Below are 18,232 nucleotides of genomic sequence, written 5' to 3'. Positions count from 1 at the left end.
CGGCTGTCGGTCTCCGGCGAGGTGCGGCGTTCGGCGGCCAGGCCGAACGAGCGATCAGTGCGAGGTGAACGTACGCTCGGGACCGTCAGCGCCCAGCTTGACCTTGTAACTGGAGCCGTCCGGGGCGACGGAGACGCGGATGTAGCGCCCTCCGGCCGGGTCGGCGTTGGCGATCATCTCGGCCGCCGTGTTGTCGGCCTCGCCGGTCGCGGCGTTGCGATGGAGCTGGTACGCGGCCTGGAGCGAAGGGATCTCACGCAGACGCTGGACGGTCGCGGCCGAGCCCCCCTTGCGGGGGCCGTTGTTCATGATCGCCACGCTGGGGGCGATCGTCTTGAGCAAAGTGGGATGATTCGAGATGTCCATCCCGTGGTGGGTGACCTGATAGAGGTCGATCTTGCCGACGAGATCCACGGGGCAGACGAGGTCCCGCTCGATGTTCCATGTCAAATCGCCGCAGTCCAGGAAGTCGAAGGAGCCCAGGTGGAATCTCAAAACGATGCTCAGGGCGTTGTCCGATCCATCCTTGGGCAAGGCGCCGGGAGCGGTGGAGCAGGCCGGATTGGGGCCTGCCCCCGCGGGAGCCGCGATGACCTTGCCCGAGGCGGCGAGGACGATGGCGGACGTCTCGCCCCGAAGCGGGAGGGAGTCTCCGGCCTTGAGGATCTTTCGCTTGCCTTGCGAGGCCTTCCGATAGGCGATGCCGAGAGGGTCGTCGGGCTTGGGACCGTCCGGATAAGACTCGCCCGGCAGGCCGTCCTCCGGCAAGCCGCGGTCCCAGAAGGTCCCGATCGGCAGTCGCTTCGCCAGCCCGGCGACGCCGCCGAAATGGTCGATGTGCCAGTGCGTGGTGACGAGGTGGTCGATCCGCTCGCAGCCGGCGTCCCGGATGGCCTGGACGATCCGCTCGGGGTCCCGGTCGTCCTGGCCCGGCCAGCCCGAATCGATCAAGATCGTCTCGCGTTCGGGAGTGACCACGAGCGTGGCCGCCCCTCCCAGGACGTCGACGAAATAGATCCGAAGCCCGGTCGACGGCTCCTCAGCCGCGACGTGATTCGCGATCGGCGGAAACAGGGCCGTCAGGCCCGTGAGGAATACGCCGAGGATGGCGATCCGGATCGGGGGCATGGTCCGATGTCGTGACTGGCTCATCGCGGTTCACCTCGCAGCGAGATCGTAGCAGCCCGCGAGCATCGAGTCGGCCCGGGGTCGAGATCGATGTTCGCGCGACGAATCCTCGAACGCAAGCGACCAGCCGCGAAATCCCCTCCGTCACCCGCCTGGATATCTCGGAGATTGCATGCTTGCTGCTAAGGGGTGATCCACGATTCGATTGAAGCGAAATCACCTCGCGGCGATGTTCCTAGGCACGATTGATTGCGATTCGCGTCAAATCTCGTCGTCCAAGTCGAGCGTCCGTTTGAAATTTTCAAGATCATGTAAACGGCAGACGGAACTTCACTTACATTAGCCCCGCCCGGAGAGAAGGCCGGTCCGAGGTCTCGTCAAGGATTCGGTGAATTACGTTAGTTCACGGACGAATCGACCGGCGCGGAAATTCCAGGAGGTTGGCGTGTCGCCGCGAGGCCGGAATCGCGGTCTCCAGGATGGGGGGCCGCGAGAAGCTCGCTTTCGACTTCCGTTCTCGGCCCGCCCTGATCGTTGAACATCCCTGGGATGCAAGCCGCACTCGTACCGCGGGGGATCACGTTTAGTCATGCAAAGCACCACTATCCTGACGGTCACGAAGGACGCCGAATGGCTGATCGGCATGCGTCCGTTCCTCCACGCGACGGGAAGGGGTCGGCTCGTCGTGGCCGAGTCCATCGAGGAGGCCGAACGGCTCCTGGAATTCGCGCGGCCCCGATTGATCGTCGTCGACTGGAAGCGCGAGGACGGGAGCTTCGACGCGATCACGTCGTTGCTGTGGAAGAACTCGATCCAGGGCCGGCCGGCCTCGGTCATGATCGTCGCCGAAGACTATCGGGTCGACGAGGCCACCCTCCTGTTCCAGCTCGGAGTCGATGAGTATGTCGGCAAGTGCGAGCATGGAGAGGCGATGGCGACCGTCCTGGTCGCGCTGACTCCCGAAACCAACGGCTGGAGCCTGCCGGTCTGGGCTCATGAGTATGCGGGCGAGGATTCAATTCGACAGGCCGAGCCGGCGGCGAAACTGGGATCGATCGCCACCGCACTTTGATGTGAAGCCTCCTGTCGGCCCCGACGCCGAGGCCCGTCCGCTGAGGACGGGCCTCGGCGTCGTGACGTTTCGAACATCAGGGGGCGCTCGCCGCCCGGGGGCGAACGCCCGGGCCGGGGCCGATGCGGTCGGCCGAGGTGCGGTCGAGGCCCATCGGCGCCTGCCCTCGCTTCACCTCGTCGAGACGTCGTCCATACTTCTCATACAGATCCGTATGACGATTCGACGGCGCGACGGGCTTGCCGTCGATGAAGACCAGGACGACGGGAGTCGTCGGTTGGAGGAGATGGCCCGAAGTCACGACCACATTGGCTCGCTTCCCGACCTCGAGCGAGCCGAGTTGATCGGCGACTCCCAGGATCTGCGCCGGAGCCATCGTGACGGCCTTGAGCGCCTCTCCCTCGGGAAGCCCGAACGCGGCCGCCGTCGCCGCCTCGTACGGCAGGAGACGGCTGTTCCGAGGCGAGGAGGCCCCGGGGGCCGACCGGATGGCGAAGGGGACGCCCGCCGCGTGCAGCCTGGCCGGATTGGCGTAGGCCGCATCGTACGGGTCGTAATCCCGTGCTGGGATGTTGAGGGTCCCGGCCACCAGCACGGGGACGCCGGACTTCTTGATCTCCTCGACCGCCTTCCAGGCGTCGGCCGCGCCGGAGAGCGCGGCTTTCAGCTTCAGCTCCTTAACGAGGGCCAGGGCGTCCAGGATCTCCATCCGCTCGTCGGCGTGGAAGATGACGAGCTTCTCCCCCTTGGCGTATGGAGCGAGGGCCTCAAGTCGGGGATCGAGTTTCGGGACGGGAAGATTCTTGGCCTTCGCTTCGGCCACGACCTCGTCGTATCGCCGTGCCCTGAGGAACTGCTGCTTGAGGGCCTCGAGCTGTTCCTTGCGGCGGGCGTTGGGATCGGAGGCGTCCGGACCGCCGCCACCCGGGCCCCCGGGACGCGACTGGGAGCCGAGGGGCCGTCGGTTGTACCGAGGAATGTTCACCGACAGCGCCGCGGGATCGACGAACGCCAGTTCGCGAGGGACCCAGCCGTGGAAGTTGGCGAGCGCGGCCTGGCCGGAGATCGTCCCTCCCGAGGGCTCGACCAGTCCCGCGAGGACCCCGTTGGAGCGGGTGACGGGGATGTGCTCGCTGTCGGCCTTGATGGCCGTCCCCGCGCGCAACTCGGGCTGGAAGCGGCTGGCGTCGGCGAAGTCCTGCGTCTCGTTGAGGCTGCCGATCTCGGCCAGACCCACGGTCGTTCCGGCGTCGATCATCCCCGGCCACACGTCGAACCCCCTGGCCTCGATCGGCTGGCATTCGGGGGGGAACGGAGACCCCGCGGGGCCGACGACGGCGATCTTGCCGTCGACGATCGCCAGGACGCCGTCCTGGATATCGGGCCGGCTGACCGGATGAATCGTCGCGCCGATCAGGGCGTAGGCACGCTTCGGCTGCGACGTGAACGCGAGGTCGAGGCCCCGCGGCGGCTCGGGGGCGACCGGCATCCTGGACCGGTCGCCGGGGCGCGTGACGGTCTTGCCGTCGGCGGGCGCCGGCCTCTGGAAGTAGACCTCGCCGTCGATAAGGGTCATCTCGCACCGCGCGAAGGCGTCGAAGGGGTGGCCGTTGAACAGGGCGACGTCGGCGTCCTTGCCGACCTCCAGCGACCCGATGCGATCCTCTCGACCCAGTTCCAGCGCTGGATTGATGGTGACGAAGGCCAGGGCCTGTTCCTCGCTCGCACCCCCGAATTTGACCATCTTGGCCGCCTCATGATAGAGGTGGCGGATCAGCTCCTCGCTGTCGCTCTTGATGCTCACAGCGACCCCGGCCCGAGTCATCAGCATGGCGTTGAATGGGATCGCGTCGAAGGCCTCGATCTTGTACGCCCACCAATCGGAGAACGTGGATGCGTGAGCGCCGTGGGCGGCGATCTCGGGGCCGACCTTATAGCCCTCCAGGACGTGCTGGAGCGACTGCACGCGGACGCCGTATCGCTCTGCGGTCCGCAGCAGCATCAGGATCTCGTCGGCGCGGTAGCAGTGGCTGTGGATCTTGATCGATCCGTCGAGCATCCGCTCCAGGGCTTCCAGGCGGAAGTCCCGGCGCGGGGGCGGGCCTGCGGACTCGCCCCTGTCGGCGAGGGCTTCGTTGTAGTCCTTCCACGTCTTTTTGTAGGCGAGGGCCTGCTCGAACGCGCCGCTGATCACGGATTCGACGCCCATCCGGGTGTTCGGGAAACGGCCGGTCGACCGGGTGACGTTCTCCCCGAGGGCGAACTTCACGCCCTGAGGGCCGTCGCGCAGGATCAAATCGCGGCCCGGCAGGCCGTACTTCAGCTTGATCACGGCGTCCTGGCCGCCGATGGTGTTCGCCGATCCATGGAGCACGCGGGCCGTCGTGGTCCCCCCCGCCAACGCCCGGTAGATCGAGACGTCGTCGCCGGTGATCACATCCTTGACGCGGACGTCCGGGACCACCGACAGGCTGAACTCGTTGACGCCCCCCTGCACGGCGATGTGCGAGTGGGTGTCGATCGCGCCGGGGGCCGCCACGAGCCCCTCGGCCTCGATGACGGCGACGCCAGGCGCGGCCGTCACATCGGGGCCGATCGCCTTGATCTTACCCTTCTCGATCAGGATCGATCCTTTGGCGATCGTCCCCTTGGTCCCGGTCAGGATCACGGCGTCCTTGATGAGGACGTCGCCGCCGGTCCGGATCCTCGGCTTGCGATCCGAGTCGAGCTCGGTCCCCACGTCCACGAACGGCGGCGCCGGCTCGTCCTTGGGCTTCTCGTCCTTCGCGGGCTGGTCCTTCTTCTCCTCGGGCTTGGTCTCCTGCGGCTTCTCGTCCTTCGCGGGCTCGTCTTTCTTCTCCTCGGGCTTGGTCTCGTCGGACGTGGGACGGCCGCCGTCCGGCGAGCGGCGACCTCCGGGTCGGCCCTCTCCTCCGGACGCGTCGTCGGACTTGACCTCGAACTTGCGACCGTCGATGAACGTGTACTTGACCTTTGATTTCTCATCTTCAAACGGCGCCGAGAAGATCGCGACGTGCGCGAGCTTGCCCGGTTCCAGGGTGCCCAGCCGCCGGTCGAGGCCGGCCAGGGTCGCCGCCGAACGTGTCAGCGCGTCGAGGGCCTTCTCGGGGGGGAGACCTTCGGCGATCAGAGACCGGAGCTTCGCCGGGACGTTCTCCAGCTTGTCGACGCCCTCGGTCCCGATGGCAAATGGGACCCCTTCCCGGGCCAGCAACGCGGCCGTGCCGACCCTCTCCTTCCATCGTTCCTTGTACTCGGCATGGATCCGCAGCGGCTCGTCGCGCTGGGCTTCGGGGCGCTTGCGATATTCGTCCTCGGTCGGGAGCTTCGGCTCGTCGGGGAAGTCGAGCCTGAGCACGACGGGAGTCTTCTCGGCCTTCAATCGATCGACGACCTTGGACGCTTCGCGACCGCCGACGATCACCGCCGAGGTCCCGAATTCCTGGGCCAGGTCGAGCGCCCGGTGGATCTCGTCGCGTGTCTCGGCCTGCCACCAGACCGGGAGCGTCTTCGCGCGGGCCTCGGCGAGGACGGCGAGCGCCGGGTCGTCCGGGACGGGCGCGCCGCCGTGAGCCTTCTCATAAGCCAGCAGCTTTTGATGATGATCGGCGTCGCTCATGGCCTGCCGAAGGTGTCCGACCGACCCCATCAAGACTCGCGGGTAGGGGTTCTCGACCCCTCCTTCGCGGGCGCCGAACCCCCGCCCTCGCTGCCCGCCTGGGCCGGGCGTCGGCTCCCCGGTTCCGGTCGTCGGCTCTTGCGGCGGCGCGACCTGGATATGCAGGGCGACGGGAGAGCGGAGCAGGGCGTCGCGCCGTGGGAGCCCGGTCAGGCTCACGACGGCGCTCCGGCCGGTCGCGATCGCCCCGGCCGGCGCGGTGAGCAGGCCCGTGAACCCGAGGCGACGGCGGGGATCGGCGAAGCCGTCGTTCAGGTCCAGGGCGTCGGCGACCAGGAACTCCGGGGTCAGACCCTTGCGGTTGTCGGTCGGCGTTGCGGCCAGTGTCGTCTCGGAAAGGTCGACGGGAGCGCCGCGTCCGGTGGCCGACCGCTCCACGCCGGATTTCTGGCCGGCCGAGGTGAACAGGTCGAGGAAGCCCGGATAGACGAAGAGGCCCTTCCCTTCGATCACCTCGGCGTCGAAAGGAACGGCGACTTCGGCGGCTGGGCCAGCCGCTTCGATCAGCCCTTTGCGGATCACCAGGACCCCGTCGTCCACAACCTTGCCGGGGGCGATGAACAGCTTGGCGCCCTTCACGGCGTACGCGGAAGGGAACCCGGCGTCGCTCTCGTCCGCCGCCCGGCTCGCGACGGAGAAGCAGGCGGTTGCGAAAGCGATCAGGAGGGCTGGGAGGCGGAGGACCGCGCTCGGTCCGGGGCGTGCTTGCGGTGCGGACGGCCTGCTCATCGATGACCTCTTCGGAGAATGGCTGGGAGCGGCGAGCCCTGGCTGTCGGAGCATCTTAGTCGATGGAGAGCCCCGGAAGCCAATCTTTCGGGCCATGCGGCGGCCGACGCGGCGGGAGGCGGAGCGTTGCCCACTCCTCCGTGGCGCGGCAGACTGTGTGTCGATTCGGAGCGTGCCGGGGCGTCGCGTCCGCGACGTCGCCCCTCCAGGGTCGAGCCTCATCCCAGGAGCTATCTCGCCATGAGACGTCTGATCGGACCCTTCGCCGTCTTGCTCGTCGGAGTCGTCACGGCTCCGCCCGCCTGGGCCCAGTCCCCGGCCGAGTTCGCACAGACGGCAGCCTACGTCGCATCGCTCCAGAATCCTGACGGCGGCTTCGGCCCGGCGCCGGGGCAACCTTCCAATCTCGGGTCGACCAGCGGGGCGATCAGGATCCTTCGTTACGTCGGCGGCTCGATCCCCGACGTCCTCGGCTGCATCCAGTACGTGAAGTCCTGCCGGGCCGGGGGCGGATTCGCCCCGACCCCCGGCGGCAAGCCCGACTCGCTGACCACCTCGATCGGCCTGCTCGCCGTCGGCGAACTGAAGCTCACCGATCGCGCGGTCATCGAAGAGTCCGTCGCATTCTTCCGCGAGAATGCGAAGGAGGACGAGCAGGTCCGCATGGCGATCGCGGGGCTGGAAGCGGTGGAGGGGAGCTCCAGCGACATGCCCCGTTGGGTCGAGCAGATCGAGAAGCTCGGCAACCCGGACGGGACCTTCGCCGACGGCCCCGGCCAGGCTTTCGCGGCCGGGACCGTTGCGGCGACCGTCCTACGCGCCGGCGGCAGCCTCAAGAACCGAGAGGCCGTCCTCAACGCCATCAAGGCCGGACAGCGGCCCGACGGCGGCTGGTCGAAGGACGGCGGCCCCTCGGACCTCGGCGCCTCCTATCGGGTGATGCGCGCCCTCTACATGCTGAAGGAGAAGCCCGACCTCGACCGCCTGCGGGCCTTCATCGCGCGTTGTCGGAAGTCGGACGGCACCTATTCCAATACGCCCGACGGCGAGGGAAACCTCGGGGCCACGTACTCCGCCTCGATCCTCACCTACTGGTCGCGTCGGCTGGATGGCGAGCCCCCCGTCGTGGAAACGGCCGGCTACACGCCGCTCTTCAACGGCCGCGACCTCGACGGCTGGGAGGGCGACGAGTCGGTCTGGTCGGCCCGAGACGGCATGATCGTGGGCAAGTCGAAGGGCCTCGACCACAACGTCTTCCTGGCGTACAAGGAGCCGTTCCGCGACTTCGTCCTGTCGCTGACATTCCGCGTGATCGACGGCAAGGGGAACAGCGGCGTGCAACTCCGGAGCGTCCGCGTCCCGGGCACCGAGATGTCCGGCTACCAGGCGGACATCGGCGAGGGGTACTGGGCGAGCCTCTACGACGAATCGCGACGCAACACGACGCTCGTGAAAGGCTCGCCCGAGGCGCTCGCGAAGTTGAACAAGTCCGGCTGGAACCACTACGTCGTCCGTGCGTTCGGCGATCGCATCACGATCTACCTCAACGGAGCCGTGGCCGTCGACTACAAGGAGACGGATCCGGCGATCGCCCGAGACGGCCTCATCGCCCTCCAGGTCCACTCCGGCGAGCCCATGGAGGTGCAATTCAAGGACGTCATGATTCAGCGCGTGCCCTCGCCCGACTCGGCCGACCCGAAGAGCCCGGGGTTTCACGTCCGGAGCGTCAAGACGGAGCATGGCGATTACAAGTACACCGTCTACGTCCCCGAGGGATTCGACGAGTCGAAGACCTATCCGGCCATCCTCTTCCTCCACGGCGCGGGCGAGCGCGGCGACGACGGGACGATCACGGCGCAGGTGGGGCTCGGACCAACGATCGTCCAGCGCGGCGGCGTCCCGGCGATCGTGCTCTTCCCCCAGGCCAGGAAATCCTGGCAGGCCGATTCGGACGACGCTCGCGCGGCCCTGCAGGCGCTCGATGAGGTCGTCAAGGATTACCACGTCGACCCGAATCGGATCGTCCTGACGGGCCTCTCCATGGGCGGGATGGGGACGTGGAACCTGGCGGCCCGGCACCCCGACAAGTTCGCGGCGATCGCCCCGATCTGCGGGCCCGGACGTCCTGAAGACGTGACCCGATTCCTGACGATCCCGATCCGAAGCTTCGTGGGAGACGCCGATTCTCCGAGGCTCCACCTCGGGATGCGGGCGCTCATCGAGGAGCTCCGAACCGCCGGCGCGAATCCGGAATACACGGAGTATCGGGGCGTCGGCCACAACAGCTGGGACCGCGCCTACAACGACCCCTCGACGATCGACTGGATGCTCGCGCAGAAGCGGCCCTGAGCGAGGAAGGAATCCCGAAAGACGGGCCGCGGTCAGGTCAGGGATTGACCTCGCGGCCCGACCATCTTCCCTGGGCGTCGGCTTCAAACTGCCAACGATGGTGGGGGGAGCTGTGCAGTTCCAGGTGGTCGACCTCGGTGGCCGTCAGGATCATGAGGCAGAACGAAGCCACCGGCTCGGCCCGGTTCGGAGGCGTCGAGGGGAAGGGGCGACCCACGTCTCGCGCCTCGCCCGGCGACGGCCAGGTGAAGGTGGTGCGGGTCTCATCGCTCAGTTCGGCCCAAAGGTCCGCGCGGGCTTCGCGAAGGGCCGGATCGGGCGTCGAGGCGTCGACCAGGCTCAACAGCCCCGTCACCCGGAACTGCTCGCGGGTCTCGGGGAAATACCAGCAGACCGCACCTCCGGGGTTGGCCGCGATCTCGGCCCGCTTGGCGCTCCGGCCGTCGGTGCTGAAAGCCAGTTGCCGGGTGTCGTCCAGGAAGCCTCGGAAGACGACCGTTCGGATCGCCGGGCGGCCGTCCGGCCGGACTGTCGCAAGCTGGACCAGACGGAGCCCGGGGTTGTTCCGGTTCCGGTGCAACGCCAGGTCGAGCGACGGCCGCCACAGTTCCGCGGGCATGGGTCCCCCCAGCGTCGAGGCGTGGTCAGATCGGGGACCACCCTTCCGCCAGCTTGGGGCTCGAGGGCGAGCCCGAGGCGGCCTTCAGGGCGTCCTGGACGACGGTTTCGAGGACGTTGATGTATTCCAGGAAGCGCTGGCGGCCCCCCTCGGTCACGCGGCAGAGGGTCTGCGGTCGCTTCTTGTGGAAGCCCTTCCAGATCTCGACGAACCCGGCCTCGTGGAGGATCTGGAGGTGCCGACTCAGGTTGCCGTCGGTCAGCTGGCAGAGGTCCTTGAGGTCGGCGAAGACCAGCCCCCGCGAGTGGGTCACCAGCGAGGTCATGATCCCGAGTCGGGCCTTCTCGTGGAAGATCCGTTCCAGCCCTTCGTAGGCGAAGCGGCCGGTCGGCTCGTCTGGCTTGGGATCAGGATGCGTCATGATCGCGCTCCAGGGTCCGGTAGAGCACGGCGGCGGCGAGGAGTTGGCCCAGCCCGAAGGGCAGGCCCATGGCCAGGGGGTTCAGGGCCCACTCGCCTTGCGAGGTCGCCAGGACCGTGGCACCGCACGCGGCGTAGAACACGGCGACCCCGGACATCGGTCGCGGGAGGAGCCGCGAGGTGGCGAAGATGCCCAGGCTGTAGAATAGCTGCCAGAGACCCGGCAAGATCCAGACCAAGGCGGGCGCCGAGCGGGCGATCACCAGCGTGACCAGGGCCCCCGCCGCCAGGCAGGGGAAGAACTGCTCCATCGCGAGGGCGGTCTGCTCGCGCGTCAATGACGAGCCCGCATTGCGGGCCCGAATCAACATTTCCATCACCGCCGAGCCGCCGCTGACCACCGCCGTACCGATCCAGAGTGCCAGATACGCCGGATACTGCTGCATCGGGTCCGGGATGGTAAGAGCCTGCACGGCCGCGGCGGCAAGTGCCACCGCGCCGGAGAAGGCCGCGGGCACGGCCCGGTAGCCGCGGAACACCTCGGACCGCGCCATCTGGGTGCGGATTTCGGTGATCTGTACCAACGCTTCCTTGAGTTCCATGCCCGCCCTTCCGTCGATCATCGTCGGGAGATACCCGAAATTCGACCACGACACCTGCCGGCTTTATAGAGTAAAGCGTGTCTCCACGAGCGCCAAGGCTTCCGCGGACGACGCGACGAGCCTCCCGGCAGCGGGAGGCTCGTCGCCGATCGGGTCTCGGATTCGGGGTCACTCGCCAGAGCCGAGATTCTCGAACAGGTACAGCCCGCTCTTGCCGGGGCAGACGAGGTCGATGTCGCCGTCGCCGTCGATGTCGACGGCGGAGACCTGGAGCCCGGTCCCGGCGGTCCCAACGGGGAAATCGCGAAGGGCCAGGCGCTCGGCCCCGTTCTCGGGGGCGTTCTTCGCGGGCTCGCCCTGGAAGACCACGTGCTTGGCCCACCGACCGGCCTTGGGATCGAACTTGTACCAGGCGACGAGGGAACCGTCGGTCGCTCCGGGCTCGATCTCGTGGGCGTAGACCCGCTTGCCAGAGATCAACTCGTCGGCCTTGCCGTCGCCGTCGATGTCAGCCCAAAGCTGGGTGTGGACCGAGGCGACGGTCTCGTCGATCGGGGCCTTCGTCCAGGTGGCCTTGCCGTCGGCACCCTTGGCCTGCTTCGCCCAGTAGAGCCCGAAGTCGTGGCCCATGCCGTAGACGAGGTCCGAGAGGCCGTCGCCGTCGACGTCCTTGGCCAGGATCTGGATGCCGGTCGCGCCCAAATTCCAGTCGGGGTGCCAGGTCCAGGTCTCGCGCGAGGGGTCGGCCGGGGCCTCGAACCAGCCTTTGGGGGTCAGCAGGTCGGTCCGGCCGTCGCCGTTGACGTCGCCCGTGCCGACGCCGTGGCCGGCCGCTTCCGTGCCGAAGTCGTGCTTCTTGAACTCGACGCCCTTGCCGTCGGCCTTCTTCGCGACCTCGTACCAGACCACGACGTTCGTCGAGTTCGGCAGGATGTCGGGCACGCCGTCGCCGGAGAGGTCGACGGCGACGGCGGCCTCGCTGGTGCCGGGCGTGTCGATCTGATGGTACGTCCAGGTCGCGCCCGGCTTGCCCGGATTCTCGACCCAGGCGACGTCCTTGCCGAAGTAGGAAGCCGTCACGAAGTCGCGATCGCCGTCGCCGTCGACGTCGATCGGGACGACGGCGAAATCGTTGTAGTAGGTGCCCTGGCGCTGGACCTCGCGCACCGGATTGCGCTTCCAGTCGGGGGCCTTGTACCAGGAGTCGCCGGACAGGACGTCGAGCTTGCCGTCGCCGTCGACGTCGAATGCGGCGGCCGCCTCGAACTCGCTCTTGCCGTTGATCGTGTGCTGCTTCCAGCGAGGCTCGCCGGCCATCGCCGGGGAGGCCAGCCACGCCCCCGCGAGGACGGCGGCGGCGATCGAGATCCGTTTCATGGCTCATTCTCCGGAGGTCGAGAGGCGGACGATGTCAGACGGTGGGGAGGACCCAGGGCTTGCGATATTCCTTGGTCAGGAACTGGTTGGCGTCCGCGTGGTTCGTGATCCGCTCGGCGGCCGGGTCCCACACGAGCTTCTCGCCGGTCCAGAGCGAGATGTTGCCGAGCTCGCCGACCGTGGTCAGGCGATGGCCGTACTCGAAGTTGCACGAGCAGGTCGCCCGCGTCTTGATGGCGTCGAGCCACTCGCGATGGTGGCCGACCGACCGCGGCAAAACCCGTGGGGCATCCGCGATCGTCTTCCCCTTCACCGGGAAGATTTCGTGATGGTTGTAGTTCGTGACCAGAGTACCCTCGGTTCCCTGGAACATCACACCGGAGGGCTTGCCGTCGAATCCGTGATCGCTGACATCGGTCTGGCTCCAGGCGAGGAGGAACTTGTCGCCCCCCTTCTCGTACTCGTAGGCGACCTCCAGCGTATCCGGGGTCTCGGCGTTGTCGTCGGTGGCGAACCGGCCGCCCGTCGCGCTGATGGTGCGCGGGGCGTCGACCTCCATGGCCCAGTGGACCAGGTCGATCAGGTGGCAGCAGAAGTCGGTGAGGATGCCGCCGCCGTAGTCCCAGTACCAGCGCCAGTTGAAGGTGAATCGGTTGATGTTGAAGGGCCGTTCCGGGGCGGGGCCCAGCCAGAAGTCGTAGTCGCAGCCGGCCGGGGGCGTGGCGTCGGCGGGCCGGCCGAAGCTCTCGCGCGAGGCCGACATCCAGGCGCGGGTCTTGGTGATCTTGCCCAGGACGCCGGACTGCACGATCTCGGCCACCCGGTGGTAGTTCTCGCCGGCGTGGATCAGGTTGCCCATCTGGGTGACGCGCTTGTACTTGGCGGCGGCGTCCGAGACGGCCCTGCCCTCGGCCACCCGGTGGGCCAGCGGCTTCTCGCAATACACGTCCTTCTCGGCCTGGCAGGCCATGATGGTCGGGATGGCGTGCCAGTGGTCAGGGGTCGCGACGACCACGGCGTCGATATCCTTGCGATCGACGACCTTGCGGAAGTCGCCGTAGACGTCCGGCTTGCCGCCGGCGGATTCCTTGGCGCGCAGCGCGTGGGGCTCGTACACGTCGCAGACGGCGGCGACGCGGACGTCCGGGAAGCCCTTGAAGATGTTCAGAAGTCCTGAACCCATGCCCCCGACGCCGATGAAGCCGAGGACGATCGCCTCGTTGGGCGAGTCGCTCGGCTTGGGCGCGGCCGGCTCGTCCTGATACGCGAGGGCGCGAGAGCTGAGGCTCCCGGTCGCCGCCCCGAATGCCGAATACGCCAGCAACTCCCGCCTGGTCCACCGATCGGTCATCACTTCCCCTCCGAGGTCGTCGGACCTCCCGGCTGTGCGAGGTCCGGAAACGGACTCCCAGCTTCGTACCAGACCCTAGCCCCGGACTCAAGGACCCACCCCGGCCCGAAGCCCTGGCAGGCCCAGGGCCTCGGCCATGAAAAAACCCGGGCGGCGATTCGCATCGCGGCCCGGGATTCGTCGTTCATCATTCGGCGAGAGGACTCGCCGTCGGGATCAACCGAACTCGCGGTCGCGGATGATGCCGGGCTGCGGGATCGGGTACTTGCCGTTGGGCTTGGTCTGAAGCGGCGCCGGGCCGTCCATGGTCAGCTTCTCGAGGTCGGGGGCGAACTCGTGGCTGCAGTTGAGCATGTCGTCGAACGTGACGACCTCGCCCGTGTGGGCGGCCATGCGGCCCATCGAGGTCACCAGGCTGGCCTCAACGCCGCGCTTCACCTCGTTGTAGGGATGGTCGGTGCGGATCGCCTCGACCAGGTGGTCCCATTCGAGCTGATAGGGGTTCGGCTCGGGCTGGGGGAAGGCCCAGGCGAGGTCCTTCTTGGAGCCGAGCTTCTGGCCGTTGTAGATCCGGCACTTGGCCGGGGAGTGCGAGTTCGACGAGATGACGGCCGAGTTCTTCGAGCCGTGGGCGTAGCTGGCGAACTCGGACTTGCAGCCGTCGATGTTGCGGCCTTCGAGGAAGAGCTTGGTGCCGTCGTCGAAGGTGTACTCGACCGAGTAGGTGTCGAAGTTCTGGTCGATCCAGTCGTTGCGGTAGGTGCGGGCTCCGCTGGCCTCGGCCTTGACCGGCCAGGCGTTCTTCATCCAGCAGCACTCGTCGATGTTGTGGATGAGGAAGTCGCTGTAGGCACCGCCGCTGGCCCACAGGAAGCCGTGGAACTTGCGGATCTGGTACATCAGCTCGCTGATGTCGTTGGGCTTCGGCGGGACGTTGGCCGAGCCGACCGGGCCGGTCTGGCGGTAGGCACGAAGGGCGATGATGTCGCCGATCTCCCCCCCCTGGATCCGGTCGAACAGCTCCTGGCGGGCCTTGCAGTGGCGGCACATGAGGCCGACGCCGACCTTCAGGTTCTTCGCCAGCGCCTTCTCGTTCAGCTCCAGCATCCGCTTGGAGGTGGGGCCGTCGACGGTGACGGGCTTCTCCATGAAGACGTTGACGCCCTTTTCGATGGCGTAGGCGTAGTTGACCCAACGGAAGGCCGGGGGGGTGGCGAAAATGGCCACGTCGCCGGGCTTCAGGCAGTCGATGGCCTTGCGGTAGGCGTCGAAGCCGATGAACTTCCGCTCGCCGGGGACGTCGACCTGCTTGGACTCGCTGAACGTCTTGTCGAGCTGGGCGAAGCTGTCGTTCAGCTTGTCCTCGAAGACGTCGGCCATCGCGACCAGCTTGATCGGGCCGCTGGTGGTCAGCAGCGCGTTCTCGGCCGCTCCGGTGCCGCGACCGCCGCAACCGATCAGCGCGACCTGGATCGTGTTATCCTCGCCGGCGTGGACGAGGGGGGCGGCCGTCTGCGCGAGGGCCGCGACGGTGGCGACGGCGCCGCCGGTCTTCAGGAAATCTCGACGCGACGCGCCGCTCTGAGGATCAGTCATATGCTCGCTCCAGCGATTGCAGGTGGCGGGGGGGGAACGTCCGAGGTCGACGGCCCGTGCATCACGCCCAAGCCCGGCCGGGCGGCGGGACCGCCCCCCGGGCATGCGCACGACCAGGGGAGGGATGGACTAGAGCTTCGAACCAGGACTCCAGGGGATCCGATGCCGTCGGAAGAGGGGGCGGTTCCGCACTCGAGATCTCGATCGCCAGATCGAGGATCCATGGCGACTGGCGGAGCCCGGGACCCTTCAACAACTTTTGAATCATAACCCCGCCCGGAGGCGAGCTTCAAAGGAATTCATCGAATTTCGGCGCCGCCCGGACCGTCGGCGATGTCCCGACGAAGCGTCGCGCCGGCCCGAGATTCTGCTATCTTGGCTCCTAAGTCCCGGTTGGAGAGCCCGCGCAAGGGCGATGATCCGGGCCCTGAATGCCACGGAAAGGATCGCATGACGCTCGCCGTCGAAGACATCTTGGTCACTCGCAATCCCGCGACGGGCGAGGAGGTCGGCCGAGCCGCGGCCACGCCGGCTTCGGACGTCGCCCGCATCGTCGGACGGTCCAGGACGGCCCAGTCGCTCTGGGAGTCGACCCCGTGGAGCGAGCGTAGGGCGTTCCTGGAGCGTTGGCGGCGGATCCTCAGCCGGGACGCCGACGCCTGGGCCGAGACGATCCGCGCCGAGATCGGCAAGCCGCCGAATGAGGCCGCCGCCGGCGACGTCATCCCCACGCTCGACGCCCTGCGCTGGACGGTCAAGAACGCCGGGGCGGCCCTGGCGGACGAGCGGGTCGGCCCGTCGTGGCAGCGCCTGCTTCTGACTCCGGTCGGCAGGCTTCGATGGAAGCCGCTGGGTGTGGTCGGGATGATCGGCACCTGGAACTATCCGTTGTTCCTGAACGCCGTCCCGATCGCCCAGGCGCTCGCCGCGGGGTGCGGCGTCGTTTGGAAGCCTTCGGAGTTGGCGATCGCTTCGGCCGACCGCCTGCAAGCCGGCCTACTCGAAGCGGGGATGCCGGACGGGCTCGTGGGCATGATCCACGGCGGCGGCGAGGTGGGTCGGGCCCTCATGGAAGCGCCCATCGACAAGATGGTGTTCACCGGGAGCGTCGAGACCGGGCGTCGCGCCCTGGCGACCGCGGCGGCGAACGGGGTGCCGGGCCTGGTCGAATTGTCCGGCTTCGACCCCGCGATCGTGATGCCCGACGCCCCCCTCGACGCCACCGTCCGCTCGATCGTCTGGTCGGCGTTCGTGGGATGCGGCCAGACTTGCGTCGCGGTGAAGCGCGTCTACGTGGTGGGCGACGCCGCGCCGTGGGTTCACGCCTTCGCCGAGGCCGTGAGGGGGCTTCGCGTGGGCGATCCGGCGGGGGCCGGCATCGACGTCGGCCCCTTGATTAACGAGAAGGCGCTGACCCGTTTCGATCAGATCCTCCGCGAGACCACGGCCGCCGGGGCCGAGATCATCGCGGGCGGCCTTCGGATGGACCGTCCCGGCTCGTATTACGAACCAACCTTGCTGAAAGCCGATTCTCCGGGGCCGGAGCGGGCCCTGGAAGGGGCGTTCGGGCCGGTGCTGCTCGTCCGCGGCGTCGCCGACGTCGAGGAAGCGGTCGCCGCCGCGAATTCCAGCCGGATGGCCCTGGCGGCCAGCGTCTGGGGACGCGACCGCTCCGCCGCCCGGGAGATGGCCCGCCGAGTCGTGGCGGGTATGGTGTGCGTCAACGAAGCGGTCACGCCGACGGCCTCCGCCTCGGCGCCATTCGGCGGATTCAAGGCCAGCGGTTTCGGCAGGACTCACGGGCTCCTGGGGCTCCGCGAGTTCGTCGCCCCCCAGGTGCTCTTCGAGAGAAGGGCGGGGGGCTTCCGGCCCCAGCTCTTCCCTTATGCGGACTCGGCGACGGTCGACCGTTTCCTCAGGTTTTACCGTCGCCTGTTCCATCCCCGCGCCTAGAATGTCCCCGGGAGGATCCAACCGACATGCGAAAGCGAATCGCCTTCACGGCCGTCCTCGGGCTTCTGGCCGCCTTCGGCCTCGCCGCGGCCCTAAGGCCACAGAACGATGTCCCCGTCAGCCAACCTCCGACGGAGAGCCCCACGGTCATGCCGACTCGAGACGAGACCCCCGCGAGCGACATCCCCCAGACCGAAGCGGAATGGCGCGCGAAATTGACCCCGGAGCAGTACCACGTCGTTCGCGAGAAGGGCACCGAACGCGCCTTCACCGGTAAGTACTGGGACCACAAGGAGGACGGCGTCTACCGCTGTATCGGCTGCGGCACGCCCCTGTTCGACTCGGAGACGAAGTTCGACGCCCACTGTGGGTGGCCCAGCTTCTACAAGCCGGTCGGCGATTCGGAAATCAAGGAAGAGGTCGACAAGAGCCTCTTCATGACCCGGACCGAGGTGATGTGTCGGAAATGCAACGCCCACCTGGGCCACGTCTTCGACGACGGGCCCAACCCGACCGGACTGCGATACTGCATCAATTCCGCCTCGATCGACTTCGAGAAACGCGACGCCAAGCCCGCCGACGCCACCGCCGAGAAGGCGGATAAGCCATGAAATCCGCAAGTCGGGATTTTTGATGGAACTGATGGTCGTTTCATCTTGTTCGGAGGTTTTACAGGGAGTACATTTTCTGTAGAAACAGTTCAACCCGACAAAGCGGTGATCCTGTGGAAATGACACCTGCCGCGCAGAAGTTCGTGCTCCATTGGGGCGAGATGGGCCAGGCATGGGGCATCAATCGCACCATGGCTCAGGTCCACGCCCTGCTGTTCATCGCGCCGACTGCGCTGGACGCCGAGGAGATCAGCACGCTCCTCGACGTCAGCCGCTCGAACGTCTCGACCAGCCTGCGCGAGCTGATCACCTGGGGCGTAGTACGCCGGGTCCATATCATCGGCGACCGCCGCGACCGCTTCGAGGCGCTGAAGGACGTGATGGACACCTTCCGGGTCATCATGGCCGAACGCCGCCGCCGCGAGATGGACCCGACGATCTCCCTGCTTGAACACTGCATCGACGAGGCCAAGGCCGGCGGCGCGGCCGAGGATTACACCCGCGAGCAGCTCGAGAAGATGCTGGCTTTCACCCGAATGGTGACCGACTGGTACGGGCAGATCGAAAATCTCCCGACGCCGGCCATGCTCCGACTGTTTCGTGGGGGGGCCATGGTCGCCAAGCTCTTCTCCCGAGGTTCTCGGAACGGCAAGGTCGGCTTCGATCCGGCCGACTCCTCCGAGGAACTCCCCGAGGACGAGCCCGAAACCTCCGGCAAGTGAATC

Annotated in this window: 13 protein-coding genes; 5 read left to right on the top strand and 8 right to left on the bottom strand. The window is 67.5% G+C overall.

The genetic code is table 11. From position 1 onward, the window contains the following. Positions 1–54: 54 nt before the first annotated feature. Complete coding sequence (locus tag G6O68_RS05585) at positions 55–1,152, bottom strand: ComEC/Rec2 family competence protein (RefSeq protein WP_240911057.1); 1,098 nt, start codon at positions 1,150–1,152, stop codon at positions 55–57. A gap of 565 nt (positions 1,153–1,717) precedes the next feature. On the opposite strand from G6O68_RS05585, the gene G6O68_RS05580 reads away from it, so the two are divergent. Continuing rightward, positions 1,718–2,200 (top strand): response regulator transcription factor, encoded by a 483-nt coding sequence (locus tag G6O68_RS05580; RefSeq protein ID WP_165245704.1) that lies wholly within the window; start codon positions 1,718–1,720, stop codon positions 2,198–2,200. 76 nt (positions 2,201–2,276) lie between these two features. Here the strand turns inward: G6O68_RS05580 and G6O68_RS05575 are convergent, their stop codons facing one another. Then, positions 2,277–6,629, bottom strand: a complete 4,353-nt coding sequence (locus G6O68_RS05575) for an amidohydrolase family protein (RefSeq protein ID WP_165245702.1) — start codon at positions 6,627–6,629, stop codon at positions 2,277–2,279. Between the two features lie 240 nt (positions 6,630–6,869). On the opposite strand from G6O68_RS05575, the gene G6O68_RS05570 reads away from it, so the two are divergent. Beyond that, the gene (locus G6O68_RS05570; protein ID WP_165245700.1) at positions 6,870–8,978 is read left to right on the top strand and encodes a family 16 glycoside hydrolase; all 2,109 of its coding nucleotides are present in this window, start codon (positions 6,870–6,872) and stop codon (positions 8,976–8,978) included. A 37-nt stretch (positions 8,979–9,015) separates the two neighbouring features. Here the strand turns inward: G6O68_RS05570 and G6O68_RS05565 are convergent, their stop codons facing one another. The 6 genes from G6O68_RS05565 to G6O68_RS05540 form a co-directional block, all read right to left on the bottom strand. Continuing rightward, entirely contained in the window at positions 9,016–9,597 is a 582-nt protein-coding gene (locus G6O68_RS05565) for an Npun_F5749 family FMN-dependent PPOX-type flavoprotein (RefSeq protein ID WP_165245698.1), read from the bottom strand. A gap of 25 nt (positions 9,598–9,622) precedes the next feature. Beyond that, positions 9,623–10,018 carry a winged helix-turn-helix domain-containing protein gene (locus G6O68_RS05560; RefSeq protein ID WP_165245696.1) on the bottom strand — a complete coding sequence of 132 codons (396 nt, stop codon included), beginning with the start codon at positions 10,016–10,018 and terminating at the stop codon, positions 9,623–9,625. Beyond that, on the bottom strand, positions 10,005–10,619 hold the full coding sequence (locus tag G6O68_RS05555) for a hypothetical protein (protein WP_165245694.1): 615 nt from the start codon (positions 10,617–10,619) through the stop codon (positions 10,005–10,007). Before G6O68_RS05555 ends, G6O68_RS05560 begins: the two co-directional genes overlap by 14 nt. Before the next feature lie 168 nt (positions 10,620–10,787). Then, positions 10,788–11,996 (bottom strand): FG-GAP repeat domain-containing protein, encoded by a 1,209-nt coding sequence (locus G6O68_RS05550; protein WP_165245692.1) that lies wholly within the window; start codon positions 11,994–11,996, stop codon positions 10,788–10,790. Between the two features lie 34 nt (positions 11,997–12,030). After that, positions 12,031–13,347 carry a Gfo/Idh/MocA family protein gene (locus tag G6O68_RS05545; RefSeq protein ID WP_165245690.1) on the bottom strand — a complete coding sequence of 439 codons (1,317 nt, stop codon included), beginning with the start codon at positions 13,345–13,347 and terminating at the stop codon, positions 12,031–12,033. 216 nt (positions 13,348–13,563) lie between these two features. After that, positions 13,564–14,943, bottom strand: coding sequence for a Gfo/Idh/MocA family oxidoreductase (locus G6O68_RS05540; RefSeq protein WP_165245688.1), 1,380 nt, complete (start codon positions 14,941–14,943; stop codon positions 13,564–13,566). A gap of 450 nt (positions 14,944–15,393) precedes the next feature. Here G6O68_RS05540 and G6O68_RS05535 point away from each other — a divergent pair, with 450 nt between their 5' ends. From G6O68_RS05535 to G6O68_RS05525, 3 genes are all read left to right on the top strand, one after another. Then, a complete protein-coding gene (locus G6O68_RS05535; protein WP_165245686.1) occupies positions 15,394–16,896 on the top strand; it encodes an aldehyde dehydrogenase family protein in 1,503 nt (500 codons plus the stop codon). 26 nt (positions 16,897–16,922) lie between these two features. Then, positions 16,923–17,507, top strand: coding sequence for a peptide-methionine (R)-S-oxide reductase MsrB (msrB, locus tag G6O68_RS05530; RefSeq protein ID WP_165245684.1), 585 nt, complete (start codon positions 16,923–16,925; stop codon positions 17,505–17,507). Between the two features lie 119 nt (positions 17,508–17,626). Further along, a complete protein-coding gene (locus G6O68_RS05525; RefSeq protein ID WP_240911056.1) occupies positions 17,627–18,229 on the top strand; it encodes a GbsR/MarR family transcriptional regulator in 603 nt (200 codons plus the stop codon). Positions 18,230–18,232: the final 3 nt, after the last annotated feature.

It is taken from the genome of Paludisphaera soli (assembly GCF_011064595.1).
GTDB lineage: Bacteria > Planctomycetota > Planctomycetia > Isosphaerales > Isosphaeraceae > Paludisphaera > Paludisphaera soli.
Note: the sequence above shows the minus strand (reverse complement) of the source record. Positions and strands in the feature narration are given on the sequence as shown.

What these genes read in the sequence shown, in the direction of transcription:
- G6O68_RS05585 (WP_240911057.1), bottom strand. Translation starts at nt 1,152, where the DNA reads ATGAGCCAGTCACGACATCGGACCATGCCCCCGATCCGGATCGCCATC.
- G6O68_RS05535 (WP_165245686.1), top strand. Translation starts at nt 15,394, where the DNA reads ATGACGCTCGCCGTCGAAGACATCTTGGTCACTCGCAATCCCGCGACG.
- G6O68_RS05560 (WP_165245696.1), bottom strand. Translation starts at nt 10,018, where the DNA reads ATGACGCATCCTGATCCCAAGCCAGACGAGCCGACCGGCCGCTTCGCC.
- G6O68_RS05550 (WP_165245692.1), bottom strand. Translation starts at nt 11,996, where the DNA reads ATGAAACGGATCTCGATCGCCGCCGCCGTCCTCGCGGGGGCGTGGCTG.
- G6O68_RS05565 (WP_165245698.1), bottom strand. Translation starts at nt 9,597, where the DNA reads ATGCCCGCGGAACTGTGGCGGCCGTCGCTCGACCTGGCGTTGCACCGG.
- G6O68_RS05540 (WP_165245688.1), bottom strand. Translation starts at nt 14,943, where the DNA reads ATGACTGATCCTCAGAGCGGCGCGTCGCGTCGAGATTTCCTGAAGACC.
- G6O68_RS05555 (WP_165245694.1), bottom strand. Translation starts at nt 10,619, where the DNA reads ATGGAACTCAAGGAAGCGTTGGTACAGATCACCGAAATCCGCACCCAG.
- msrB (WP_165245684.1), top strand. Translation starts at nt 16,923, where the DNA reads ATGCGAAAGCGAATCGCCTTCACGGCCGTCCTCGGGCTTCTGGCCGCC.
- G6O68_RS05580 (WP_165245704.1), top strand. Translation starts at nt 1,718, where the DNA reads ATGCAAAGCACCACTATCCTGACGGTCACGAAGGACGCCGAATGGCTG.
- G6O68_RS05570 (WP_165245700.1), top strand. Translation starts at nt 6,870, where the DNA reads ATGAGACGTCTGATCGGACCCTTCGCCGTCTTGCTCGTCGGAGTCGTC.
- G6O68_RS05545 (WP_165245690.1), bottom strand. Translation starts at nt 13,347, where the DNA reads ATGACCGATCGGTGGACCAGGCGGGAGTTGCTGGCGTATTCGGCATTC.
- G6O68_RS05575 (WP_165245702.1), bottom strand. Translation starts at nt 6,629, where the DNA reads ATGAGCAGGCCGTCCGCACCGCAAGCACGCCCCGGACCGAGCGCGGTC.
- G6O68_RS05525 (WP_240911056.1), top strand. Translation starts at nt 17,627, where the DNA reads ATGACACCTGCCGCGCAGAAGTTCGTGCTCCATTGGGGCGAGATGGGC.